The sequence below is a fragment of the Nitrosopumilus sp. S6 genome, assembly GCF_054515815.1.
The window spans coordinates 1-24,456 of record NZ_JBTNRI010000019.1 but is presented as its reverse complement, the minus strand read 5'-3'; the positions used below and the strand labels follow the sequence as shown (position 1 = coordinate 24,456).

Here is a 24,456-nt window from a genome sequence, read left to right as displayed (position 1 = left end):
CTGATGATGTTGATGTCTGTCCAGGCGGTGATGATAATGTAGACACTGACGGTGATGGAACTCCTGATTTCTGTGATGCTACTCCAAATGGAGATTCTCCTGGAGGTTCTACTAATCCTGGAGGCGATAACGGAAATAGTGATCCTGGCGCAAGTCCTGGAAATCCCTCTGACAATCCTGGAAATGGTCAACCTCCTGCAAATGCTGGACCTCCATCTGGTTCTCCTGGACCTGGAAATGGTAAAGGAAAACCCTAATCTTGAATTTTTCTAAAATTATTTTTTAAAACATAATGTCTGCAAGAAAATAATTATTTAAAATGAAATGTCAATAAGCGCATTTGATCTTATTACTCATTTACGTTTCTAAATTATTCCACATCTTAATTGTTTGGAGTCCACTGAAATAGCAAGCTCTATCTTCTTTTACGCTTTAAATAATCTGAAATTATTTTCCCTGCAAACTCATCAGGTGACATGTCTTTTTTGTTTGATGCCGATGCAAGCTTTTTTGCATTTGTTTTTGATAATTTAAATGACAAATTCTGCTTGATTCTCATAGATTTTGCACGCTTTAGCAATTTTTGGTGTGATGACTTTGGTGATTGAGATAGTGCTTGAATGTATTTCTTTTTCAATCCTGAATCTAAATTTGATATCCTTTGTGCAGTTTTTTCTGCTTTTGTAATGTTTGGTATGATGTGATACAATTTTGTCATCTCATCACGTGAAAGAACCTTTGGTACCAATGACTTTAGTTTGTCTGGGACTCCTGAAAATCCAAGATACTTGTTTAGGGTTTGTAATGACATGCCCATGGATTTAGCAGCAGCTGATTTTCCCATCTGCTCTGTCAAAAACTTACAAGAATCTGCAATCTCCTTGTGATTCATGTCGTTTCTGTGTATGTTTTCAACAACTGATGCTGCCTTTGCATTTTCTAGATCGTAGGACGTCTGCTTTGTAAGTACATGCACTGGGATTTTCTTTGCACCTAGTCGTTTCATTGCAGCCAATCTTCTTTGTCCTGACATTAGCAAGAATGTGTTTTTACCTTCTTTTTGAACAAGAGGGGGATTTAACAGTCCTTCATTTTTAATTGATTTTGCAAGTTCTGAAATATTTTCTCTATCTAGTTTACGTGCTTGAGCTTCTTTCCATACTTTGATCTTCTTTATTGGTATCTCTCTTAATCTGTAAGAAATTGTCGGTTTGTATTTTCTCACTGTTAATTTACTGTTCTCATCTTTAATGTAATGATTGGTTTATTGAAAACAATTCTTGCTCTAATTATTTCAACAAATTTACATGAAAAAAGGGTCAAAAAATCATAAACACTGATCTACTCTTTAAATGATTTTAGAGATTTGTGAACTTTGAATCCAATTAATGCAGGTGCTGCAATATACATTGCCAAGTTAAGTGCAATAACTGAAATTCCTAATCCTAAAACTTCAACTTCTGAACCATCTTCAGCCAATGTCATGATAGATAATGTTGAAATCATTGGTGTGATAAATGCTCTAACTGCTTCTTGGAACATTGGGTTTTCTCTTTGCCAATCAGCAATTGTTGGAGAGAATGAATAGTAAATCTGGTTAAATCCAGTCATAAATGATGCACCAGATGCAGTACTCATTACAGTGTTATCTCTAATTTCTCTTAAGAATTGAACTTGTGGTGCTAATTCAGTTCCATATGCAGCAGTTGCAATTAGACATCCGCCACCTTTTGATTCCTTACTTTGAATCTGTTCTATACTGTCATCTGTTTTGATTTCCTTTGGTTGGATTTCAGCCAACTCTGCTTCTTCAATTTCTTTTTGTTGTTGCTCAATTTCTTGTGTGGGTTCTTGAATAATTACTGGTTTTGTATCTATTTTCCCTTCTTTTGCTTCATTGATACTTTCTTCTATCTCTAGTGCATAGTATATCCTACTTTGTTCGATTAACTTTTGATACCTGTCTTGACCATTATACATCCATAACTCGTCATTGTATAAATTCCCACATAGTCTTGATTCAATGGAATGTTGGTGGTGCTCAAAAAAATCATTTTCCATAATCTTGTATAATTGATAGTTTTCCTCACACCACTCTATTCCATTTTTTGTCAAACCTGCAGTATCTCTAAATGGTGTTTGTGCATAAACTGTACTGCTAGTTAGTGTAATTAATAATACAAAAAACAGTATGAGTGTGTGTTTCAATTATAATTTTTAATGTATGATTATTGATAAATTATTCTACTCTGATGTAATCTCATTTGATTTTTAAAAATGGGGTTTTTTTATCTTCTTTATTTGTTGATATGTGATTAATTCAAACAATTGGAAATAATGAAACTATTTTTCTATATCCATATTTCATAATCAGTTATGCACTGCAATGGGTCTTGTAAAAAGTACAAGGCAACAAGTACTGGCATTGATGGTGGGAGATATGAATTGGGACAAAAAAGATGTCCTGAATGTGAATTATTTATCGATTGGGAAGGATTATGGTGTCCTTGCTGTGGTCGTTTATTGAGAAGCAAACCTAGAGCAAAAAAAATCAAACGCAAATATGCTAAAAAATGACCTTGAATTCCTATATGGAGCATATGAACCTAAAAAAAATTCCAATTTTGACCAGTTTGGACCTCAATTTTCCTTTAGGAACCTTTTTGGTACTTCAGATCGATTCAAAATTCCTTACTTCTTAACAGAAAAACTATCGTAACATACACGTGGGTCTAGGGATTATGTCTGTAATTGGCATGGTAAGCATTTCATTGTTGCTTGGATTGGGAATGGATGGTTCTGTGATGGCGGAGTCTTTTCCGTTAAAGATTGTATCTGATTCAATTGCTCCTGATGGCAAGGTCTTTGTTTCAGTTGACTTCAATGATGATGGGGTTTGTGATGAACAAGCTGTGTTGATCTCAATTTCTACTGCAGAAAAAATAGGCATTGAATCTAAATGTGTGTTATCTGGCATCTAATTTATTCCCCAACTAACTTTGTTTAGTGGAATAATTTTCAAAAATGGCGCCTCATTTTCTTTCCAAGGATCTCGCCTGACCCATTCAAATTTTTCAAAAAATATCTTGTATAATTTCTTGAACTCTTCTCCGTTCTCTATTATCTCTGCTTTACCTTGAATTAGTACTGCTTTATGCCCTCCTGATTTGTAAATATCAATTACCACACTAACGTTTGTATTTGTTTTTAGATTCTTGTATGTTCTTGTTTCATAATCCGTTGCAATAACAATTGTATTTTCATCTAGTACAAAAGAGACTGGTTTTACATGGGGTATATCATCATGTGATGTTGCTATTCTTGCTTCTTCTAATGACTTGAGAAACTCTCTTTCTTTTTCATTGAATCTTATCAATTGAAAATCCGTTCTCTAATCTCTGGTATGTGCTTATAGACAATATCTCTGACTTTGATTTGATCCTCTTGTGTTGGCATTTCTTTTTGGGCACTAAGTATTGCACCACTCATTCCTAATGCCATGCCCATCACAATTCCATACACAAATTCTTTTGGGTCTTCAACTTTTAGGACTTCTTTGTTTTCTTTTATTTCATCAAGATATGCTGGAATTGTTGCTACAGCTCCGTTGATTGTTTGAACTATTAATGCCTCTAATTGATCTTCACTCATAATTTCCCTCATAGAGTTTTACTAATAAATTTGCGCCTAAGATTTTTAATCCAGAAATATTGAGTCTCATCATGTTCTCATTTTTCACTACAAATGAAGCAAATGAAGCACTTCCTGATGTGATAAAGAAGTTCGAATATGCTTTAGCAAAACAAAATGAGGTAAAAAAACTAGAACAGCAATTACAAATGAGTGTGTCTACAACAAATTCTTTTGAGGAATATGTTACTCTAAAACAACAACTAAACTCTGCAATAACTAAATTCTATGAGGCAGTTGAAATCCTTGAAAATACTGGAGTTGTAGTCAAAAGTATCGAGCAGGGACTACTTGATTTTCCTGCAAAGCGATTTGATGAAGAAGTGTGGTTATGTTGGAAATATGGTGAAACTGAAATAAAATTTTGGCATGAAAAAGACTCTGGATTTATGGGCAGAAAACCTATTGAAGTCAGTGACGAATCTCTAGTTTAATTTCTAACAAAATTCTTTACATCAATTGTCTTTAGTGGACTAGATGTTTCCCACAAGAATTTACAGAGTGTAAAGATATTGTCTACCATTTCAGTAGAGTTTGTACATAATGAAAAATCAGAATCTGCACTAGAATGTTGAAATGATGCTGCTGAATCTGACATTATCATTTTTTTATCTTTTTGAACAATCAGTCTTCCTTTAGATGGTAATTTGCCAATTTTAGTTTCAGTTGCATTGAATCTTTTTACAAATGGTGTAAGCTTTGTATCATTCATGTCCACAAGTAATCTCACACTACCTCCATTCTTTTCACAAATTGTAATTTTTTCTGGTATGGTACTATGATACATTCTTGAGACATCATCTAATGTTGTAACGATGTACAGTACATCTGTTGTCTCTTCAATCATTTGTGCAATATCTGCGTAAATATTATGACGACCTTGTACCACTCTAAATGTTGGAATTGAACTACTTTGATTTGTTGTAATCTCACTATTGATTTTCTCAATTATGGCCTCACCTGATTTTTTTATTTTGTTTACCTCGTCTTCTTTTTTGCCCAACGTAATTTTCAATGCTTCTTGTGGCTCTACTGCAATACACAATTTTGGACTAGATAGTGTGGTTGAAATGATGTTTCTACTTACAAGTTTGTCTACTGTTCGGTACATTCTTGCTCTGTCAATATCCAATTCTTTTGCTAATGCACTGGCCGTTATGGGGCCTGCTCTGAGTAAATTGAGATACACTTTGGCCTCTAAATCATCCAAATCTAGTATTTCTTCTAATTCTGCGGCAATTCCGCTTACTTGATCTTCATATGACATCATAATACCCACTCACCTTTATCATTCTGGATTTATTTTGGCTAATTGCATTTAGTATTTTCGTAGAACTTCTACGTAACTCACAACCTATTATTCTCATACCCACTTCTCATTTCCTGTATTGTGATAGATTGATTAGAACAAAAGGCTCTGCTTGTAATTCATGTGACACACATACTTAGTTGTTAGATTTTCATGCGTAATGATCTAAGTTGTTTGTGTTGATGAACAAACATCACTTTTGTTTGTTCAAATGAACAAACATTTTTTCATTTTACATAACATTGAATGCAATAACTGCAATTACTATCATTACAACCACATGTTTTGTTCCTGCAACATATGATCCTGAACCGATCTTTCCTGCAGCCAACCCTCCAAAGACTGCTTCAATAACTGCCATGTTAAACAACGCTGATTCTAATTTTTCAACTTCCATACTTGCTAGGGATCCAAATAGTCCTTCTGTCCCACTTCCAGCTGCTAAAAGCCCTTCCTGAACTTTTTCTATTTCTGTAAAGAAACTAGTTGTCAACAACACTGCAACTGCCAAAAAAACTCCAAACGAAATGTAAATTGTATATGTATATGGTTGAAGAGCTGATTTTCTACTCTTTTCAATATTTTGCATTTCAGAGACGTGTTTTTGAATCATTTCTAGATTTTCTGAAACATCTCCTCCAATTTTCATTGCCATCTCTAAAAGTACTGTTACCCTTCTTGCAACTCTTGTTCCAGTTCTTTCTGCAAAATTTTCAAATGCTTCTTCCATTGGTGTTCCCCAACTGATATTTGCTCTCAAGTTTTTTAATTCTGGTGTTAATGCACCTAGATTTCTATCTGCCGTCTGCTCAATTGCTTTAATTAGATTGGCCCCGCTTTGTACTGAACTTAATAATGCAAGTAAAAACACTGGTAGATTTCTATCTATACTATCTCTTCGCTGAACTTCTTTTAGTTGATGAATTGTAAGAGGAATTATTCCAACTAAAATTCCAAAGATTAATCCAACATCTCTAATTGTTGTAGAGTCTGAGTATTCTGAAAAATAAAAACTCATTGTAATTACACTAATTGACGCTACAATTGAGAATATTGCACTTTTTAGAATCTCGTTTTTTAGTATTGATTGTTTTGGTTCTATCTCAATTGGCTTTCTTCTTTTTCTTTCAACCCTTTCCATTTCACTACCTCTTTGGCACCATTGTATCCATCATTACTAACATCAATACCCCACTAAGTGGAATTACTGCAAAGGTTAGGATGTTCATCAAAGTTAACAAATCAAATCCTGCAAGACTTGGACTCATGATACCCATAATTGATAACATGATTACTGCAAGTAATGGGAAAACGATTAACAAAATTGTGTAAATTTCTGCAACACTGCCAAGAGATTCTGTAGTTTTTTGCATGAGCATCTTTTTTTCTTCTAACTGAACCTTTGCAGTTGCGTTAAAGTATTCTTTAAGATCTCCCCCTGATTGGACTGTAATTATTGCACCATCTAATAATTCTGAATATGGGCCTGTTGGTGTTCTGTGAATTAAATCCTTGATTGCACTAATCAAATCCATACCTAAAATGTCAATATTTCTTACAATGAATCTTGCATCCTTTACAATATCTTCATCTGTCTCTTCTTTTGCAATTGCCTTGAATATCCCTTCTAGTGTAAGACCGCTAGTTGCAAGTGTTGACATGTATCCAATAAAATGAGGTATTTCCTCTACAAGCTTTGCAGCCCTATTTTTTACTCTGATTGTGGGAATCATTTGCAGTATTCCGAAAGTCATTCCAAACAACATCAATCCTGTAAGCAATGGCATCAAGAATCCCAAACTTGCTGGCTGGATATTGATGAATTGAGATGCAACTATGCCCATAATTACTCCGCAAATGCCTGCAATCATACTAAAGAATACCATACTGGAGACATAGACCTCAAATGGGATTGGCATCATTGCCTGTTTGATTGATTTTTCAAGTGAGCCTAATTTTGGATGTAGAATCTTTACGTGGTCGTTTAGCATTTTGTAACTAAAAACATGAATCTGTCCCACTGATTCTTCTCTTTGCTTCTTTTTTTGTTTAGTTCCAGTTAGATTCAAAATTACACTTCCAATCTTTTTCTTTCGTAGAATCTTTCTGGATTTGCATAGTAATCCATGATGTTTGTAGTTACTTCTTTATGATCACGAATGTTATTTTTTACCATCCATTCTAATGCTGATTTTCTTTTTGTTAATTCATAATTGATTTTCTCTTCAGAATCTCCATCTCTTTCTTTAATTTTTTTGAATATTATGCTATCTCCAATATAATCGTGGGAATCTGTTTTTGGATTCCACTTGAAAATTTCATGTGTCTTAATCTGTCCTGTATTTTCATCAATCCCATTAATTTCAGAAACTTGAATAATCCTTCTAACTGATTTGTCACCAATTCTGATTTTCAATTGTAGAGTGATTAAATCTAAACTGTTTGAAATCAATGCTTTGGGAACATCCATTGGTGATGAAGTTAGTCTTGTTAATGTTGCATCTACAGAATCTGCATGTATTGATGAAAAACCTCCGTGACCTGTAGCCATAGCTTGGAATAATGTATATGCTTCTCGACCTCTTGTCTCACCTACAATAATTATGTCTGGTCTCTGTCTGAGAGCTGCTCTTAGTAAATCAAATTGATTGATTTCTCCTATTTGAGTATCTGTAAAATTCTGTCTTGATACTGCAGGAATCCAATTCTCATGTGGTAAGTTTAATTCTTGAGTGTCTTCTATGCTGACAACCTTTTGACCTGGTCTGATAAATGATGCAAGAGCATTTAGTGCTGTGGTTTTTCCACTTGCAGTTCCTCCGGCAATGAGCATTGTTGCACGTTTTTCGGCCAAATACCACATGTATGCTGCAATATCCACTGACACTGTGCCGAATTTTATCAAATCAATAATTGTAATTGGATCTGCCCTGAATCTCCTGATTGTAAACGTACTTCCTCTCTTTGTTATTTCGTGACCTAGAGTCAAATTGATTCTGCTTCCATTTGGAAGTGATGCATCAATAATTGGATCTGCCATGGAGACATGTTTTCCACAAATGTATGCCATCTTTCTTGAGAAATTATTCAATTCTGAGTCTTTTTCAAAAATTATGTTTGTTGGCATTGACTCATGTTCTCTATGCCATATGTAGATTGGAATATTTGTTCCATCACAGCTTATCTCTTCAATCATATGGTCTCTCATTAATGGTTCAATTTTTCCAAGATGAACAAAATCTCTAATTGCATAATAGTTAATTTTTGCAATATTTTTTGGTGGGATTTTTAATCTGTATTTTTTAATCATTGATGCTATCTTTTTCTTTAATCTACGTTCTGCATCTTTTTTTGATTTGATTTCATTCATGGATACAGTTAGTTCTGTTATGAGTAATTTCTTTATGATTTCAAATGCTTTTTGGTCTCTTTCTGTAAGGATTGGTTCAATGACCTGGTATCTTAAACCACCTTTTGCAGTTGGGTCTTTAATCACACCTGCATGAATTTCATTTTCATCCCATTCTAGTTTTGACAGTGTCATGAATTGAGGTATTTTTTCATCTTCTGGTAAATTGGAAATTTTTTCAGAAACTCTAGATTTCACATCTAACTTTTCTTTTTCTTTGGTTTGCAATTTTTGCAATCCTGATAACTTGTCCTTGAAAATATTTAGCCTCAATTTGAGGTTCTATGTACACGTAATGTGTTTTAACACTTGTTCGTCCATATGAACAACATTTTCCTTTTACTCTTCATTTTGTTATGAAAACTACCATGGTTAATGCGAATTTCTCGTATCTAGTGAGGTTGAGCTATGATATTTAGAAAGAAATCATCTGAACTTCCTTCATTTGAGACAAAACCTGATTCAAAATTATCTGGTTTTCAGAGCATCTCTTCAATCTTTAAGGGAAATTCTGATGTTTCTGTGACTGAATCTATACCTGAATATATTGTGGAATCTGAATTTCTTCCTGAAACAGAACTTCCCAAACCCTCTTCAAACAAATCTATTCGATTAATTCAAGAAGTTCAAAAACTCAAAGATAGAACGATTATTCCATTTGTTGATTATAATGAAGGAAAACTTCTCTATCCGATCTTATCTGAAATTGATGAACCTCAAGATAATTTGTCCTATCTTGATGGATTAGTTTCTGATGAAATTTTAGAAAAAGAAATTTATGAAAAATTAATTGTTTGTCCAATTCACTCTGATACGTTTTCATCTAGTGTTAGATTATACTGTCCAAAATGTCACTCTATGGATGTAGAAAAACTCAATTTATTTGAACATAAAAAATGTGGCTACATTACAGAAAGTAGTAATTTTGATTTTACTGATAATGAAAATTCTCAATGCCCTTCCTGTAAAAAACCAATAACAAATTTTGAAAAAGAGATTCGAGTACCTGCCATGTGGTATCAATGTAATGATTGCTCTGAGAAATTTGATGATGCCGTGGTGAAATTACATTGTAGAAAATATGAACATGATTTTGACACAAATTCTGGCCAATTTGTGTCCACATTTAGATACAAATTAAAAAATTCAGAAATTTCTGTAAATTCTGATACTAGTGAAATTAAAGAAGAAATTCAAAAACTGCTAGTTGGATTCAATTTTGATTCCTATCTTAATTATCCAATTCCTGGAAAAAGTAATAACATACATGAAATTCCGATTTATGGAAAAAGTAAAATCACTGATGATTCAATTTTGATTTTCATTAAAAATCAATCTCGTGGAATTGATCAAACTGATATGAATTCTATTTTAATTCCAAAATTGGATATAGATCCTACAAACACACTATTGATCACTGTTTCTGCAATAACTGATGGTGTTGAACAATTAGCAAAACACTATGGAATTCATATTATTTCTGAGCCTGATTTATCTAAAATTATTTCCCGTGTTGAAGAATTTGTTTCTGATTGGTATTCAAAAAATGGTGGTAAAAAGTGAAAAATGTATCAAAGAAATCTCATCAAAAGACTAGACGCGCAGTCAGTCAAGTAATGGGTAGTCTTGTAATTTTGGGAATAGTTAGCTCTGTTGGTTCAGTAATTTTGTTTAATGGCATGGGTAGTATCAGTGCATTTACCTATGATCTCTCATTTCACGAAAAAACAAAGAATGAACTCCATCGGGAAGATTTGATTTTTGAACATGTAAGATTTGAACCTAATACTGATGATATCTCGATAGATTTGGCAAATATTGGAACTGTTGAATCTACAATTTCTACTATAACTATTTTGAAAATAGATAATCAAGAAATTATCGCAAATTGGGTTGAAGTTAATCAGATCATTTTACCTAAAGAAAACCAGAATATTACCTTGGACAATATTGATGATTCTGAAATTCAATTGACACCACTTTCAGCCATATGGAATGATGCTGCTTATTTGAATTCTGAATACAAAATATCACTTACCACTACTAGAGGAAATTTCTTCACAACTGTTGCTAGTCCATTTAACACATAGATGAAAATGATATCTCATACATATCTGACACAAAAAAATTCTCGTTTTAAACGAAGACGGGGTGTAACTGATGTTATTAGTACGATGTTATTGATGGCAGTTACTGTAACTGGTGCTACAACATTAACTTATTTTGTAAATGATGGATTTGTTTCTGGTAATCTTGGTAGTGTTACCACGTTAGATTCTTCATCTCTGAATTTATTATTATTGGCATATGATACTCGTGATTCTTCATCTTTGTTGACTATGGCTGATGTTGATAATGAAAATAATGTTAATGCATTTTTATGTGGCGTGTCATGCAGTGGATTTCCAAATTCAATTCCTGAAAGTAGTGGAACTGAGTTCATAGTATTACAAATTCAAAACAATGGTCTTGATCCAATATTTTTGGAGGATGTTTCTATTAATGGTGTAGTTCATCCATGGGATCCTGCAACCTCTGGAATTCAATTAGATGCTTCTCAAAATGATTTGGTTGGTGGAAAATACCCTGCTGATGGTACGTTTTCTATAATTCCAATTTCTCAAAATCCTTTAACTCAAAATGAAAATATCCAAATTCAAAACGGTCAAATTGTCAACCTTCTCATAAAATTAGGTCCTGATAATTCTGATATTCTGTTAAACAAGGGAATTCATATTTTGTTGGATGCAGGAACAATTCATCCTGTTGAATTTCTAATAGAGAGTGGAGATGCTAGATGAGTCGAAACACTAGATTTTTGCCTCAAAATAGACGTGGTTTATCCTCCGTTGTAGGTGCACTATTCTTTACGGTTCTTATGATTGCAGGATTTTCTGTGTTAAGCCTCGCTTTAGATGCTCAGACAGATATTGTTACTACCCAAAGAATTGTATCTGACGTTGAAATCAAAAAACAACAAGAACAGTTTGGTGTTCTTGCCTCAACTGATGGAAATAATCTTCTAACTCTTAATGTAAACAATCAGGGTCAAAATCCTGTTGAAATTTCTAGTGTCTGGATTGTAAACAAAACACTATCTGATCAACCTGTAATGAGATTTAATGTGAGTTACGATGATGCATTTATTCCATCTGGATTTTCTTCTAATGTTTTGTCCTCTCAAACACTTCAAATGAATCCTGATGTATATGACATTAAAGTAATTTCTTCATATGGCACAATTAAAATGATTGAATTTGCAGTTGGTTCTGGACCTTCTTCAAGTGGTTTGCGAGCTGAAATGATTACTGATCCTCCTGATGTGATAATTGGACAAAATGTCACAATTGCGATGATTGTAACAAATACTGGTTCTGGATTAGTAGAAAATGTTGCACCAGATACTCTTTCAGTAACTGGTACTGGTATGGTAATTGCTTCATCTTCTCACACTCCCTCTTCTGTTGATTTGAATGCCGGCGAATCTGTGATGTTTTCATGGGATTATCAAGTTACCGGAAATAGTGGTGATGAATTAAATTTCTCTGGAATCGCACGAGGTGATTTAGTAACACCTGATGATGTTTCAAGTAATTCTATATCTGATACAAGCATCTTGCGACTTCCTACTGATGGTGGTGGTGAGCCTGACATTGTTATAGATGAATTATTGGCAAGACCTCAACTGTTTTTCATAATCCCTTCATCTCAAGGAGAATCTGGAGATACTGAAGCATTATGGGGCATCAATGTTGTAAATCCAATTAATGCTCCTATGGAGGTTTCAAAATTAATCATCACGGCTTTTGCACCTGGTGGAAACAACAATGATGTCTTGTTTGATAGAACCGGAGGTGATTGTAATTTTGATCCAATCTCTCCTGTTCTAGGACCTGATACAAATTGGTCATGTCCTTCTGAAAATTCTTTGATGTGGCAAGATACATCTAGTCCGATTATCATTCCTGGAAATTCTAGCAGGGCATTTTTGACCAAAGTTGAGCCTGGAAAACCCTCTGGAAACGTTGGTTTAGAGTCAATTTTGGTTCAAGGCTCTGTATTTACTACTCTTGGTTCCTTTGGTAAGGCCGGATATCAGTCAACAATGTCTGAAACGGCAACATCAATTGCTAATGTGTTTTTGACAGATTCAACTGGTTCTAGATTAAGTGCAGATATTAGTTCTCTTGAAACTGGAATTCCACCAAATGATGTTAGAACATTTAGTGTTGCATTAGCTGACATGGATTTGTCTGATAGTACCACAATCAATTCTGGTGCAAAATTAATCATTAATGTTCCAAAAGGATGGACTGATGTAACATTGGTATCGCATCCTGGATTTGTTAGTACTCCATCTGTTACAACATTTGGTGATTCATCTACTCAAATTGTTGGAATAACATCCACTGCGTTGGGAACTACGATAAATCCTAGTGATGTAATTACATTCACTGCTCGTTCTCCAAGTATTTCTGATGATAGATTGTATGTGATGTATGTTCTTGGTCAGGGAGTAACGTCAAATGGATTTTCTATTGGTCCATTAGCTGAAGTAATTCTTCAAGTTGACGGCTAATTGTTCATTGTATGGCACAACTGAACACCCAATTGATTTGTAGTCCGTTTTGAACACAAATTCCTTTAACATCTTTTCTAGTTTTAAGAAATTTAGAAATGACACGACTAATGTCAAAACAAAACAAATTGACTTCAAGAAGAGCAGTTGCTCCAGTAATTGCAACACTTCTTTTGGTAGCAATTGCAGTCGTTGGTGGAAGTATTGTCTTTGTGTTTTCACAAGGATTCTTTAGTTCTGCACAAATCAGTGGTGCACCACAAATTGAATCACTCCAAATTAATGGGTATGATGCAAGAGATGGTACTAACTTACAACTACATGATGGAAGCACTACTGATCAACAAGCTACTCCAACAGTAGCAGATGGAAATCCAAATGATGGACTTCTAACCGGTGAGAGAGTTGCAATCTATGTGACAAATCAAGGTGTTTCTGCAGCATCATTAACTGAGGTGCGTTTTGCAGGCAGTGTTTACACATATGTTCCAGGTGGAACTCTTGATGACTATGCCGCAGACACTCTATTGACTGCTAATGATTTCACAATCGTTAACAGAGGTGTATCTGGAGCATTGGCAGAATTATCTACCTCTCCAACCGCAACATTGCAACCAGGTCAACAAGCTACAATTCTACTTGAATTAGAACAAGATGTTCAATTTGGTAGAGATGCACAATTCAAACTAACAACAGCTAATGGTGCTGTGTTCGTTGGAACTGTTGTAGCAGGTCAACAAAGTGGATAACTCCACCCTTTTTTCATTTTTATGAAAAATAAAAGGAGAAAAATGAAAAAATGGAGAAAAAAATGAAAACCAAAAAAAACCTAATCTTTCTACTTACAATATCATTAATTCTTGGAATTACTGTTCAACCTATATCTGCACAAAACTTAGATGCTTTATCTGATTATTCTGTAAAACTTGCAATATCTCCTTCTCATTTAGAAACTGGTGTACTTGAACATGATGTAGGTTATTTTTTTGTTCTAAGTAAACATGGCGTCCCAATCACTTCTTCTTATGATGTACCAGTTAGTCTAAGTTCTGATGATCCTTCTATTGCTTCTGTACCCAACAAGATTATTCTAAAGGCTAATGAAGAATTTGTTACTTTTCCAGTAACCACCAGTGAAAAATCTGGACAAACAACAATCACTGCAACGCTTAACGGAAAAACAACTTTCCAAAAAATAGCCGTAGGAACTGATGAAACTTATTTGCCTGATGATTTGATTTTAGAATTACATCTACCTACAAATGAGATGCATGTAAATTCTGAAATGCCATTTTCTGTTTTTCTTAAAACATTTGATGACAGTGTCGTTCGTGCTCCTAATGACATCTCTATAAAATTTGAATATGAAGAATCTTTGGCATCTCCTGATAATGATGTTTTAACTATCAAAAAAGGTGATTATTACGCCTGGGGAATAGTTTCTGCCTTTGAAAAGACTGGAAATACCTTCCTAAGAGCAACATATGATGAGGCTGGGCTAGATGTAGCAAAAAGCATCAAAATTTCATCAACATTGCCTACTGCATTACAACTATCTGTGCATCCGAAAATGATTCCTGCAGAAATTGACAGAAAATTAGATATTTTTGTAACTGTTGTTGATTCTGAAGGAAATCCTACAAAAACCCCTCATGACATCCCGTTGAATTTCTTTTCTAGTGAACAATATCCAATTGGTGAGAATTTGGCTAAAGTTGTGGCCTCTGAAAAGCCTGTGATCAAAAAGGGTGAATTTGGATTTTTATTACAAGAAAAATTTAGTTTGCAAAATTTACTTGCAAATAATATTTTGATTGGAGTTACTGCAGAAGGTTACGGAACTGCTACTGACACATTTAGAACAGTTGGAGAATCAATTGAGATTGAAGAAAACATCAAAAAAAGCATAAACAATGTTTATGATTTTGGGTTTAACACAAAAAATTACGGAAAAGCAGTTTCTGTTTATGGGTTAGATAAAATTCCCAGTAACGCTACAGCATTTTTTACTTATCAATTATCATTGATTGAAGATGATGAAGATGATGATGGAATACGACCTGATGGAACTGAAATTGAAATTCATCCTGAATGTGCAGAACAATCAGATAAATCAAATCCTGGTGAGTCAAATTCGGAAATAACTCATAACACTGAACTTGATACAGAAAAGATGCTTCTCTATTCAATTGATTGTCTTGAAGAAGAAGAACTGTATCCTGCCCAATCTAGTGAAAGTTTGTACAGTGATGGGTATGTTCAAAAAATCAATGTTATTTCCAGCGATGATGAAATTGGTAAAATAATTGATGGTGGTAGCATTCAAAGTTCATATTCTTATGGAACCACTCAAGTTACCACTGGCCAGAAAACAGGAACTTTAACAATATCTACATCTGTAAATGGTGTTGGAACAGGCTCATTTTCTACTCAAGTAGTAAATAGTCTGGAACAAAAAGAGGTTAGATTATTTTCTCCGACTGGTGATGATAGTATTATCTTTGACAGAGATGGGTATTTTGACATCTTTTTAGTTGCACTTGATGGAAGTGAGCGTCCAAAAGTGATGAAAGATGATGGAAAATACCTGATCACACCTACTAATGGATTAGTAGAAATCTCTAGAGGTGAAACTTTTGTATTTACTCAATTACGAAGTGATACATTTGATGTTTCTGAACAAGAAACCACTGTTACTTTGACTGTAGAACCAATTGGAGAAAAAACAAACTCTGATCTTGAAGGAAGTAAGACCTTTGTTACTTGGCCCACTTCAAAATTACAAGTATTTTTCCCTGTTGATACAATTAATACAGAACATAAAGAAACTATTGGTATTGTTCAGTTAGTTGATTTACAAGGAAATCCGATAATTCCAAAATTTGATGTAAAATCAAAAATTACATCTTCACATAATTCTATTGTCCAAGTAATTGATGATGCAGTAATCCCTGCTGGTTCATCATACACCACATTTCCAATAAAAACAACTGGTTCTATTGGCACTACTGAAATTCATGCAAGTGCAAAAGGTGTTAATGGAACTTTTTATGTAATTAACACTGCATCTTCCCAAACACAACTCCAAATATTCACTGGTGGTCTTGCATCTGAAGTTAAAGTCAATGAACCAATAGAATTTAGATTGTTTGTTGATGATGAAAATGCGCAATCAGTTCCAAATGCCTCCCTCAAAATTGTAACTGAAGATGATGTGTTGATAACTCCTAATGTTGTAAGGACAAGCTCTGATGGAAGTGCTATTGTGAGTTTGACTGCTTATAAAGGTCCATCAATTTCCTTTGATATCATAGCAACTGCCGAAGGTTATGCTGAAGGACAGGATTCTTTTTCTGTAAATGTTGATGCTCCTCAAAAAACATTTGATGCAATTGATTTGGAATTGCCTGAATGGATAATTTACATTGTAATTGCTGGAATTCTTATGGTTGGTGCTGTTGTGTTTATGTTCTTGAAGAAATCTAAAACTAACATTGAAGAAGAATGGGAAGATGAAGAAGAACTCTAATTTCTTCTTTTTTTATCTCTACAAATACCGCATAGATAATTTTTCTTAAAATCTTCTAATTCTATTTCAAATTCTTTTGTTTTGTAGTATGATTCACCTGTTTGTAGCCCTCCGGGAACTTTTTTAGCACAATTTGTACAAACAATCTCTGTATCAAATTTTACTTTCTTTTCATTTTCTAAAACTCTGCCTATAATCATGAATAAGTTTAGTTGATTTTTTTAATAAACACTGGCCTAAAATCCAATCTTATGAAATATTATACTGAAAAATTGTATTGTTGTTGATGCTCTCTGTATGGTTTAGAGTCATTAGAATTCGCTTTCTTTTAGCATCTGTAATTGCAGTATCTGTTGGACTATCTCTGAATTGGTGGCAAAATTTAACCATTGGACCACTTGAAGCTATCTTGACTTTTGCAGGAGTTATGGCATTACATGCCAGTGTTGATTTACTAAATGATTTTTGGGATTTTAAACGTGGAATTGATACCGAGACTCCAAAAACAAAGATGAGTGGAGGAACTGGTGTTCTTCCAGAAGGATTACTCAAACCATCTAGTGTTTATCGCGCAGGAATTGCTTTTTTGGTAATAGGCTCTACAATTGGTGCATACTTTGTAATCACTGATGGAATTATTATTGCAATTATTTTGGGCTTTGCAATACTGTCAATCTATTTTTACTCTACAAAAATTGTTGATTCGGGATTAGGAGAATTTTTTGTTGCAGTAAAAGGATCCATGATTGTTCTTGGTACTTTTTTTATTCAATCTGGACAAATAACTATGGAATCAATTCTTGCCGGTATTGTTGTCGGTTCGTTATCTTCATTGGTTTTGTTTATTGCATCATTTCCAGATCATGATGCAGATAAATCAAAAGGGCGAAAGACATTAGTTATTGTAGTTGGAAAACAAAAAGCAACAAAACTATTTTGGATATTTCCTTTTGTTTCTTATTCTGCAATAATCATTGGTGTATCTTTGAACTTGTTTCCGATTATTTCATTGATTACTCTATTTAGTATTCCTTTAATGATAAAATCTGGAATTGGTTTGAAAAAAACTTTTGACTCTGTTGAAGACCTGGTTCCATTCATGTCCTCTACACTGATGTTTAGTCGAATTACTGGTGCATTATTTGTCCTTAGTTTTCTGGTTGGTTTTACAGTCTAAACATAAATTTAGTAATAATTTAGAGAAAACATGGTTTCTGGATATGCAACTCCTGAAGGTACAAAAAAATTTGCTGAAAACTCAGGCGTAAATCAAGCAAATTTTAAGGAATTTCAAAATCTTACCTTATCTAATGTTGGAATTGGCACTTATCTTGGTGATCCTGATGCAAGAACTGATGAATTAGTAACTAATGCTGTAAAACAATCTGTTTTGTCAGGAGTAAATGTTCTTGATACTGCAATAAACTATCGCTCTCAAAAGGCCGAGCGTTCTGTTGGAAAAGCAATTTCGGAATTAATTGAGGAAAATAAAATTTCCCGTGATCAGATATTTGTCTCATCAAAAAATGGGTATGTTACAAATGATGCTGATGTTCAACTTGGATTTTGGGAGTATGTCAAAGAAGAATATACTCAAAAAGGTGTTGTCCAAGAAGGTGATATCACATCTGGCTATCATTGTATGACTACCTCTTATCTTTCAGATCAATTGGATCGAAGTTTGAAAAATCTTGATTTAGAATGTATTGATTTGATGTATCTTCATAATGCAGTTGAAGGACAAATTAAAGATGTTTCAAAAGAACAGTTTTTGAAAAATTTACAATCTGTTTTTGAATTGTATGAACAAAAGCGAAATGAAGGTAAAATCAAATTTTACGGAATGGCTACTTGGGAATGTTTTAGAGTTCCAACTGATAACCCGCAATATCTTTCCTTAGAAGACACTGTAGATATGGCAAGAAAAGCAGGTGGTGATGACCATGGATTCCGATTCATTCAACTTCCATTCAATTTGTATTATGATCAGGCACTACTAGGTAAAACACAAACAATTCAAAATAATCCTGTCTCTACATTAGAATCTGCAACAAGATTGGGAATTGGGGTCTTTACAAGTGTCCCATTAATGCAGGGCAGATTATTACAACCTGGTGTCATGCCTGAATTTAGTGATTTGAAACCCTCTATGCGAGCATTACAGTTTATTCGTTCATCACCGGGAGTCATTGCGCCATTAGTGGGCCAAAAATCTGCAGAACATGTATCTGAGAATTTAGAAGTGATGAAAATTCCACCTTATACTGAAGATGAATTTCTTAACCTTGTAAAGAAATTAACTTCCTAAATTAATTCCCATTTCATATTTCAAATTTTATAGAAAGCTAATAAGAGGGGGATCTAAAAAGAGAACTCATGTCTGGAAAGATTTATGATTACTCAAAAATCTGTGATTTAATTAAAGACTCTGACCCGAAAATCCGATTTGCTGGTGTAATTAATGAAAGAGGAAGGCTAGTTGCAGGTGGAATGAAACCCAATGTTGAACCTCTGGAAAGTGAAAAAGACGACGAAATGATTTTCATGGAACTTGCATTACGCGTAAAAATGAGAAAAGAGTTTGATAAGCAACTTGGAACAGTGAATTTTGCATTAGCTTCTCGTGAAAGAGCATTGGCAATTAGCGTTCCAATTAATGAAGATATTTTGTATGTTGCAGCTGAACCTGACTCTGATTATAGTGTCTTGCCTAAAAAAATCCTTGAAATAGTTAATGCCTAGTATGATCATTTAGTGAATCTATAAATAGAATTTACATAAGAAAAATTTGTGCCAGTAGATCCTGTATGCGGAATTGAACTTGATGAAGAGTTAGCATTGTTACATGAACACGATGGAAAAAAATTCTATTTTTGTTGTAATGGTTGTAGAAGAATATTCATCAAAAAACCTCGTAAATACAAATAGTCTTAGATGGGAAACGCTCCACACATCCTACAAAATTTTGAATTCTCAACTTTGTGTTTGCAATAAGGACACACACTCTTTGCTTCTTTGTCTACTGGGGAACCATATAATTTCTTGAAAATTTCATAATAATGCATTGATTCCCTACTTCTAATAACCACATTATCTTCTTTTTCTACCGTCAACTTTTTTTCAACATATTTTTCTTCTTCAATAATTGATTCAAACAGATTTGTTAATCCTGATGTACCTGAACCTTCTTGCATAGGCGATTTTTCCCTCCATACGATCTGTTCTGGAATGTGTTCTTTGAATGTTTTACGTAATATCCATTTTCCATGTCTTTTTTCATTCTCCTTTCTTACCTTCAAATTTGCTGGAATTTTTTTTGCTAGATTGATTACTTTTTCGCTTAAAAATGGTGACTCTATTTTGATTCCTAGCGCTTTCCCAATTTCTTGTGTTGGGAAATGCATAATTGAGCATACTCTTTTAATTTCTGCCTCTAACTCTTCTTCTGATTTATGTACTAGAAAATTATATCCTGCAAATAATTCATCTGCTCCATCTCCTGTAATGATTGATTTTTCTCCATTATCTTTTGCCCATTTTATAGCAAGATACATTACAACATTATTTCTGATTTCAATATCGTTAAAATTTTTCAGAATTTTAATTGTTTCTTCAACTGCTTCAAGAATTTCAGCAGTTTTTACGTTGTAAATTGTTAATGGAAGTTCCATTTCTTTTGAAACCAATTGGCAATATGTCAGATCTGTTGAAACAAAGTCTTCTGCAATTATTGCTAATGTGTTTGGTTTTTTCTCCTTCAAAAAATATGCAATAATTGAACTATCTAGTCCTCCTGATAGTGATATCAAATTTGATTCACATGAATTACAAGATTCTTTTAATGCATCATAAAGTTCCTTGGAAGTATTATCCAATGCAAAACAAATTATTTTGAAATTAAAATAGCTATGCCTAATCTGATGCTCAAAACACCCTGCAGCATTATTGCAAACTTTAAATTCTTTATAGAATCCTTGAGAATCAATGCTACTTCCTGCTGAGATTGAATCTAAAACACTAATCCCTGCATTACGTGCAATTCTTGCAAAAAAACTAGCAGAAGATCACAACATTAGAGAAGATGAAATTTCTAAAATGCTTGGAGTTACACAAGCTGCAGTTAGTAATTACATTAGGGGTACACGAGGTGATCCATCATTGATTGCTAAACTTTTGGCAGAAAAACAAGTTTCAGATATGATTGATGAACTTAGTGAAAATCTTTCATCTGATATGGCATACACTCCATCAAGCCTATCCAAATTCATTGGATTGTGTAACTATATCAAATCAAGTTTGTTAATTTGTGAGATACATCATAACTTGGAATCAAACATTGATGAACAAGTTTGCAAAGAATGTGAAAATATGCTTCTAAAAGGACCTGGTAGCGTTTACTAAATTTTAACTAAAATAATTTCTACAGTTGATGTCATTTTTCCAATACCTGCCGCTGCATCAGTATCAAGTGTAATTTTTTCCACTTTGGAATTTCCATATAACATCTTTTCTGTAATGATATTTGCAACTGCTACTGCATTAGGAATTGAATTTCCTTTTGATTTGATTATGACCTTTTTTTTGCTGCCTAACATCGATAACACATCTAGTGCTGATTGCATTACAGGATCATTTCCAATATACGCTATAGTTTCATCAGACTTTTTGGTCTGCTCTTGACCATGCGGTTCACGTGTCTCGTCCATGAGCATTATTCAACAATCAGCAAGTTTGTCTTCTTTTAAGTTTTATCGACCAATGATTCATTTTTCAAAATAGTCAATAGGAATATTTTGATAATCTCCATTTGGGAGAACTCTTCTAATTGTGATTGGGATCACTCTTTGTTCCAATTCTTCCATTGAGATATCTAGTGATATTCTTGCAGTTTTTGGAATTGGGATAAATGGTGGTGCTCCTAGAGACAACTGCAATGCTCTTGCACCCATAATTCTTGCCTTTTCAAATCTAGTTAGTGTTGGTGGCCCAATTGTAATCTTGTTTTTCTCACAAGGAATCTCTACTGGCTCATGCTCTTCTATTGTTTCAACAACTTCTCTATCTTCAATTTCTTTAATTCTTTTTTCAAGATTATCTTGTTCTTTTTCAGTTAATGGTTCGGCATCAACTTTTTTCTCAATTAGTTTTCGATAAGTATCAAGTGCTTTGGTTAATCCTGCATTGGTTTCAACTTCTACATCAACAATTTCTTCTGTTGCAGGAATTTCATCTTCGGCAACTGCCACTGCTTCAGTTTTATTAGAATCAGACAAGTACGGATTTTTTCTTAAAACGTTATATAATCTAATCATTTTAAACTACGAATTGAGCACCTCATCTGTATCTAGAAAACAACTGATTTTGGAAATTCGAGGAAAAGCAAAAATCTCTTGTGATCTGAAACGTCATCTGTCTCCTAGGACTGTTGGAACAATTATGAGATCTTTACCTTTAGAAGGACATGCACATCTTTTGGGAAAAAGTATTGTTTACTTTGAAACCTCTGTTGATTCTGGTATCGAAAGAGCAAGATCTGAATTCAAAAAAGGAGATGTTGCATTTTTGCCTTCATCTGGGAGTTTTTGCTTTTTTACAAATGATGTTGCATCTGCAAAAACAATGACTCCTATTGGAAAATTATCTGATAACGTTGATGCATTAAAGGATGTTAAATCTGGAGATGTGTTGTGTATCTATGAAGAAACTGCTTGATACAAGTGGTGTCCTGAATAACCGCCAACTCTTTTGACAATACCTTTTTCAGCTGATTCTTTTAGAAATTTGTTTGCTGCAGAAATTTTTACTCCTGTTTGTCTTGCCATGTCTTGAACAGTAATTACTTTGGCATTTTGGATGATCTTCATTGCTTGTTGTTCATTAACCATAACTGTGATCTCTGCTTTCTTTGGACCACCTTCACCTTTATCCTTCTTACTTTTCTTAGATTCTTTGGAATTAGATGATGTATCTTTTTTTGCAGCAGTTGGTTTTTTTGCTCCACCCATGAACTGAGAAAAAAATATTCCTCTTATAAACGATGAACCTATGATTTGACTGTCGTTAGAATTTTCAAATATAAATAACATCTTGGATAAGGGATGGTATGGGTGTAGTTTCTAAAGGCGCAAAATGTAATGTTGATGGATGTGACAATGATGGTGCACGTTCACTAAATACTACTAAAGTTGAAAATGCTGGTTTGCGAGTAAACTCTTCAGGTAAAAAATCAGTTCTCTGTAAAGAACACTACAAAGAATACAAAAAGGAATCTAAAGACGATCGTGAACTTGAGCGAGCAAGATTTGACAGGTTTTAGTTTTTATTCTTTGATCTTTTCTTGTTTACTGGATTTTTGAAATAATCTTTGCTTAATTTTTCATACATTTTGTCTAATTTCTTGTATAATCTTTTTGGCTTTCTTGTTTTTTGATTACTCAGAACATACAATGCAAGAATCGGAAATGCAATTGTTGCATCTGCATACACAGTAATCATTCCGTGATGTGCATCTTGTACCTTCCCCCAACTTTTTCCTTCTTGTAATGTTGCTCCTGAAAGTCCACCTGTATCGGGTCTTGCATCTGTTATCTGTATGACGTAATCTTGTCCTCCGTCATTTCTTCTTAAAATTTGGTCTAACAATGGACCTGTTTGCTGAGCTGTATTCTTTGGAACTCCTCCACCTAATTCTAAAATCCCTGACTTTTTAGAATTATATAGAATTGCTGCTTGTTCAATTATCTCTCTTACAAAGTCTAAACTGTATGTCTTATCTTGTAATCTATGTACTGCAAGATTTAGTGCAAGTGACGAATCTTTCATAGTTGAAATGTATACTGGTACATCATACTCATATGCAGTTGTAATGAAACTTTTTTCTGGATGTTTTGATTTTTCTTTACTAATCTTTCCCATTAAATTACAAAATTCTGACGTGGTAAATGGCTTATCTATAAATTCGTCTTCAAACATTTTTTGAATTATTTTATCTTCTGCTTCTAGTGTTTCATAAAATTTAATGTACACGTCTCTAATTCTAACAATTTCATTTTCGTACAATTTCATGTCATCCACATCAAAACTTCCTTGTTTTACTGGTAATCCCCATGCAAAATGATCCTCATGATACACATTTGCGCCTGTAGTGATTATCCAATCTACAAACCCTCTTTCAATTAATGTCTTGATAATTCCCCCAAATCCCACTGGTGTCATCGCACCTGAAACTGTGAGACAGATTGTTGCATTTTCTTTAATCATTTTTGCATAAAGTTTTGCTGCTTCACCTAATTGTCTACCATTAAATCCTGAACTTGCAAAAACATTCACCAAACCCTCTATTGTCATTTCAGGATCTAATTTGATGTGAGGTATATCCTTCCCATGAAATTTGTGTGGATCCACAACAAAAAATTGGTTCTACTGTAAATAATACTTGCGAAAATTATTGGAAATTTACTTAATTAGGAATACTATGAAAATAAGATCAATGGATATTGTTGATTTACATGATCCTCGGAGAGTAGATAGAACTCCTGATGAAGTTGAAATTTTATTTTCATCAGGGAATTTTATTCAAGATGAATTTAAGATTTCTAAAGTAGAATTGCGTCTTTATAAAGAAAAAACTGATGAAAAATTAGGAGAGTACTCTTTAATCACTTCTTTTGTTCAAACTGACAAAGGTTCAGTAGAAATGGTGTATGATGAAGGGTTTAGGGGTGTTGATTCTTTGAAGAGGGCAACAACATTTCTTACATCTAATTTGGGGATGTCTGGGTTGATTTTACGTTCGGTAATCTCACTACGTGAAAAATAGTGGTAAGACTCAATTTTTCTAAATTTTTTCAATCTGTCGTTTGATCTTGTTTGGTTATTTTCATTTTATAAATTAATTTTACTACCGATCTGCTTACCAATATCTGATTTTTACTACCGAT

31 protein-coding genes and 1 pseudogene are annotated in these 24,456 nt (G+C 33.7%); 18 read left to right on the top strand and 14 right to left on the bottom strand.

Features of this window, described 5'->3' with window-relative positions:
- A pseudogene (locus tag ACX12B_RS09585) lies at positions 1-257 on the top strand (hypothetical protein); the annotation flags it as partial.
- A 158-nt stretch (positions 258-415) separates the two neighbouring features.
- Here the strand turns inward: ACX12B_RS09585 and ACX12B_RS09580 are convergent.
- Together ACX12B_RS09580 and ACX12B_RS09575 are read right to left on the bottom strand one after the other, a co-directional pair.
- Positions 416-1,225: a ParB/RepB/Spo0J family partition protein gene (locus ACX12B_RS09580; RefSeq protein WP_459353784.1), complete on the bottom strand. Its 810-nt coding sequence runs from the start codon at positions 1,223-1,225 to the stop codon at positions 416-418.
- 116 nt (positions 1,226-1,341) lie between these two features.
- The gene (locus tag ACX12B_RS09575; protein WP_459353783.1) at positions 1,342-2,208 is read right to left on the bottom strand and encodes a CFI-box-CTERM domain-containing protein; all 867 of its coding nucleotides are present in this window, start codon (positions 2,206-2,208) and stop codon (positions 1,342-1,344) included.
- 168 nt (positions 2,209-2,376) lie between these two features.
- On the opposite strand from ACX12B_RS09575, the gene ACX12B_RS09570 reads away from it, so the two are divergent.
- Positions 2,377-2,577: a hypothetical protein gene (locus ACX12B_RS09570; protein ID WP_459353782.1), complete on the top strand. Its 201-nt coding sequence runs from the start codon at positions 2,377-2,379 to the stop codon at positions 2,575-2,577.
- 164 nt (positions 2,578-2,741) lie between these two features.
- On the top strand, positions 2,742-2,981 hold the full coding sequence (locus ACX12B_RS09565; protein ID WP_459353781.1) for a hypothetical protein: 240 nt from the start codon (positions 2,742-2,744) through the stop codon (positions 2,979-2,981).
- Here the strand turns inward: ACX12B_RS09565 and ACX12B_RS09560 are convergent.
- Together ACX12B_RS09560 and ACX12B_RS09555 are read right to left on the bottom strand one after the other, a co-directional pair.
- Positions 2,978-3,376 carry a pyridoxamine 5'-phosphate oxidase family protein gene (locus ACX12B_RS09560; RefSeq protein WP_459353780.1) on the bottom strand — a complete coding sequence of 133 codons (399 nt, stop codon included), beginning with the start codon at positions 3,374-3,376 and terminating at the stop codon, positions 2,978-2,980. The two genes, ACX12B_RS09565 and ACX12B_RS09560, sit on opposite strands and share 4 nt — an antisense overlap.
- Positions 3,373-3,651, bottom strand: a complete 279-nt coding sequence (locus ACX12B_RS09555; RefSeq protein ID WP_459353779.1) for a hypothetical protein — start codon at positions 3,649-3,651, stop codon at positions 3,373-3,375. Before ACX12B_RS09555 ends, ACX12B_RS09560 begins: the two co-directional genes overlap by 4 nt.
- Positions 3,652-3,722: 71 nt before the next feature.
- On the opposite strand from ACX12B_RS09555, the gene ACX12B_RS09550 reads away from it, so the two are divergent.
- A complete protein-coding gene (locus ACX12B_RS09550) occupies positions 3,723-4,124 on the top strand; it encodes a DUF2203 family protein (RefSeq protein ID WP_459353778.1) in 402 nt (133 codons plus the stop codon).
- Here ACX12B_RS09550 and ACX12B_RS09545 read toward each other — a convergent pair.
- The 4 genes from ACX12B_RS09545 to ACX12B_RS09530 all read right to left on the bottom strand — a co-directional run bounded on the left by ACX12B_RS09545 (position 4,121) and on the right by ACX12B_RS09530 (position 8,681).
- On the bottom strand, positions 4,121-4,960 hold the full coding sequence (locus ACX12B_RS09545) for a TrmB family transcriptional regulator (RefSeq protein WP_459353777.1): 840 nt from the start codon (positions 4,958-4,960) through the stop codon (positions 4,121-4,123). The two genes, ACX12B_RS09550 and ACX12B_RS09545, sit on opposite strands and share 4 nt — an antisense overlap.
- A gap of 271 nt (positions 4,961-5,231) precedes the next feature.
- A complete protein-coding gene (locus ACX12B_RS09540; RefSeq protein WP_459353776.1) occupies positions 5,232-6,140 on the bottom strand; it encodes a type II secretion system F family protein in 909 nt (302 codons plus the stop codon).
- 4 nt (positions 6,141-6,144) lie between these two features.
- Positions 6,145-7,068 carry a type II secretion system F family protein gene (locus tag ACX12B_RS09535; protein WP_459353775.1) on the bottom strand — a complete coding sequence of 308 codons (924 nt, stop codon included), beginning with the start codon at positions 7,066-7,068 and terminating at the stop codon, positions 6,145-6,147.
- A gap of 2 nt (positions 7,069-7,070) precedes the next feature.
- Positions 7,071-8,681, bottom strand: a complete 1,611-nt coding sequence (locus tag ACX12B_RS09530) for a type II/IV secretion system ATPase subunit (RefSeq protein WP_459353774.1) — start codon at positions 8,679-8,681, stop codon at positions 7,071-7,073.
- A gap of 135 nt (positions 8,682-8,816) precedes the next feature.
- Between ACX12B_RS09530 and ACX12B_RS09525 the strand changes: the two genes are divergently transcribed.
- The 6 genes from ACX12B_RS09525 (at position 8,817) to ACX12B_RS09500 (ending at position 16,516) form a co-directional block, all read left to right on the top strand.
- Positions 8,817-9,971: a TackOD1 domain-containing metal-binding protein gene (locus tag ACX12B_RS09525; RefSeq protein ID WP_459353773.1), complete on the top strand. Its 1,155-nt coding sequence runs from the start codon at positions 8,817-8,819 to the stop codon at positions 9,969-9,971.
- Positions 9,968-10,498, top strand: coding sequence for a hypothetical protein (locus ACX12B_RS09520; protein ID WP_459353772.1), 531 nt, complete (start codon positions 9,968-9,970; stop codon positions 10,496-10,498). Before ACX12B_RS09525 ends, ACX12B_RS09520 begins: the two co-directional genes overlap by 4 nt.
- 6 nt (positions 10,499-10,504) lie before the next feature.
- Complete coding sequence (locus tag ACX12B_RS09515; RefSeq protein ID WP_459353771.1) at positions 10,505-11,209, top strand: hypothetical protein; 705 nt, start codon at positions 10,505-10,507, stop codon at positions 11,207-11,209.
- Positions 11,206-12,987, top strand: a complete 1,782-nt coding sequence (locus tag ACX12B_RS09510) for a hypothetical protein (RefSeq protein ID WP_459353770.1) — start codon at positions 11,206-11,208, stop codon at positions 12,985-12,987. Before ACX12B_RS09515 ends, ACX12B_RS09510 begins: the two co-directional genes overlap by 4 nt.
- 110 nt (positions 12,988-13,097) lie before the next feature.
- Positions 13,098-13,736 (top strand): archaellin/type IV pilin N-terminal domain-containing protein, encoded by a 639-nt coding sequence (locus ACX12B_RS09505; protein ID WP_459353769.1) that lies wholly within the window; start codon positions 13,098-13,100, stop codon positions 13,734-13,736.
- Positions 13,737-13,798: 62 nt separating this feature from the next.
- On the top strand, positions 13,799-16,516 hold the full coding sequence (locus ACX12B_RS09500) for a TolB-like translocation protein (RefSeq protein WP_459353768.1): 2,718 nt from the start codon (positions 13,799-13,801) through the stop codon (positions 16,514-16,516).
- Here the strand turns inward: ACX12B_RS09500 and ACX12B_RS09495 are convergent.
- The gene (locus tag ACX12B_RS09495) at positions 16,513-16,716 is read right to left on the bottom strand and encodes a hypothetical protein (protein WP_459353767.1); all 204 of its coding nucleotides are present in this window, start codon (positions 16,714-16,716) and stop codon (positions 16,513-16,515) included. The two genes, ACX12B_RS09500 and ACX12B_RS09495, sit on opposite strands and share 4 nt — an antisense overlap.
- A gap of 86 nt (positions 16,717-16,802) precedes the next feature.
- Between ACX12B_RS09495 and ACX12B_RS09490 the strand changes: the two genes are divergently transcribed.
- From ACX12B_RS09490 to ACX12B_RS09475, 4 genes are all read left to right on the top strand, one after another.
- The gene (locus tag ACX12B_RS09490; protein WP_459353766.1) at positions 16,803-17,693 is read left to right on the top strand and encodes a UbiA family prenyltransferase; all 891 of its coding nucleotides are present in this window, start codon (positions 16,803-16,805) and stop codon (positions 17,691-17,693) included.
- 30 nt (positions 17,694-17,723) lie between these two features.
- Positions 17,724-18,824 carry an aldo/keto reductase gene (locus ACX12B_RS09485; RefSeq protein ID WP_459353765.1) on the top strand — a complete coding sequence of 367 codons (1,101 nt, stop codon included), beginning with the start codon at positions 17,724-17,726 and terminating at the stop codon, positions 18,822-18,824.
- A gap of 68 nt (positions 18,825-18,892) precedes the next feature.
- The gene (locus tag ACX12B_RS09480) at positions 18,893-19,258 is read left to right on the top strand and encodes a DUF6659 family protein (RefSeq protein ID WP_459353764.1); all 366 of its coding nucleotides are present in this window, start codon (positions 18,893-18,895) and stop codon (positions 19,256-19,258) included.
- A 48-nt stretch (positions 19,259-19,306) separates the two neighbouring features.
- Positions 19,307-19,444: a YHS domain-containing protein gene (locus ACX12B_RS09475; protein WP_014963322.1), complete on the top strand. Its 138-nt coding sequence runs from the start codon at positions 19,307-19,309 to the stop codon at positions 19,442-19,444.
- 2 nt (positions 19,445-19,446) lie between these two features.
- Here ACX12B_RS09475 and ACX12B_RS09470 read toward each other — a convergent pair whose 3' ends face one another.
- On the bottom strand, positions 19,447-20,391 hold the full coding sequence (locus tag ACX12B_RS09470) for an asparagine synthase C-terminal domain-containing protein (protein WP_459353763.1): 945 nt from the start codon (positions 20,389-20,391) through the stop codon (positions 19,447-19,449).
- Positions 20,392-20,500: 109 nt separating this feature from the next.
- Here ACX12B_RS09470 and ACX12B_RS09465 point away from each other — a divergent pair, with 109 nt between their 5' ends.
- Complete coding sequence (locus ACX12B_RS09465; protein ID WP_141975375.1) at positions 20,501-20,917, top strand: transcriptional regulator; 417 nt, start codon at positions 20,501-20,503, stop codon at positions 20,915-20,917.
- Here the strand turns inward: ACX12B_RS09465 and ACX12B_RS09460 are convergent.
- Positions 20,914-21,228 (bottom strand): DNA-binding protein, encoded by a 315-nt coding sequence (locus tag ACX12B_RS09460; protein WP_459353762.1) that lies wholly within the window; start codon positions 21,226-21,228, stop codon positions 20,914-20,916. The genes ACX12B_RS09465 and ACX12B_RS09460 overlap by 4 nt on opposite strands.
- Before the next feature lie 51 nt (positions 21,229-21,279).
- Positions 21,280-21,789 (bottom strand): DNA-directed RNA polymerase subunit K, encoded by a 510-nt coding sequence (locus ACX12B_RS09455; protein WP_459353761.1) that lies wholly within the window; start codon positions 21,787-21,789, stop codon positions 21,280-21,282.
- 88 nt (positions 21,790-21,877) lie between these two features.
- Between ACX12B_RS09455 and ACX12B_RS09450 the strand changes: the two genes are divergently transcribed.
- The gene (locus tag ACX12B_RS09450; RefSeq protein WP_459353785.1) at positions 21,878-22,228 is read left to right on the top strand and encodes a cyclophilin-like fold protein; all 351 of its coding nucleotides are present in this window, start codon (positions 21,878-21,880) and stop codon (positions 22,226-22,228) included.
- Here ACX12B_RS09450 and ACX12B_RS09445 read toward each other — a convergent pair.
- Positions 22,210-22,521 (bottom strand): MarR family transcriptional regulator, encoded by a 312-nt coding sequence (locus ACX12B_RS09445; RefSeq protein ID WP_459353760.1) that lies wholly within the window; start codon positions 22,519-22,521, stop codon positions 22,210-22,212. The genes ACX12B_RS09450 and ACX12B_RS09445 overlap by 19 nt on opposite strands.
- A gap of 98 nt (positions 22,522-22,619) precedes the next feature.
- Between ACX12B_RS09445 and ACX12B_RS09440 the strand changes: the two genes are divergently transcribed.
- A complete protein-coding gene (locus ACX12B_RS09440) occupies positions 22,620-22,832 on the top strand; it encodes a hypothetical protein (protein WP_459353759.1) in 213 nt (70 codons plus the stop codon).
- Here the strand turns inward: ACX12B_RS09440 and ACX12B_RS09435 are convergent.
- On the bottom strand, positions 22,829-23,920 hold the full coding sequence (locus ACX12B_RS09435) for a homospermidine biosynthesis protein (RefSeq protein WP_459353758.1): 1,092 nt from the start codon (positions 23,918-23,920) through the stop codon (positions 22,829-22,831). The two genes, ACX12B_RS09440 and ACX12B_RS09435, sit on opposite strands and share 4 nt — an antisense overlap.
- A gap of 70 nt (positions 23,921-23,990) precedes the next feature.
- Here ACX12B_RS09435 and ACX12B_RS09430 point away from each other — a divergent pair, with 70 nt between their 5' ends.
- Positions 23,991-24,335, top strand: coding sequence for a hypothetical protein (locus ACX12B_RS09430; RefSeq protein WP_459353757.1), 345 nt, complete (start codon positions 23,991-23,993; stop codon positions 24,333-24,335).
- The last annotated feature ends 121 nt before the right edge of the window (positions 24,336-24,456 follow it).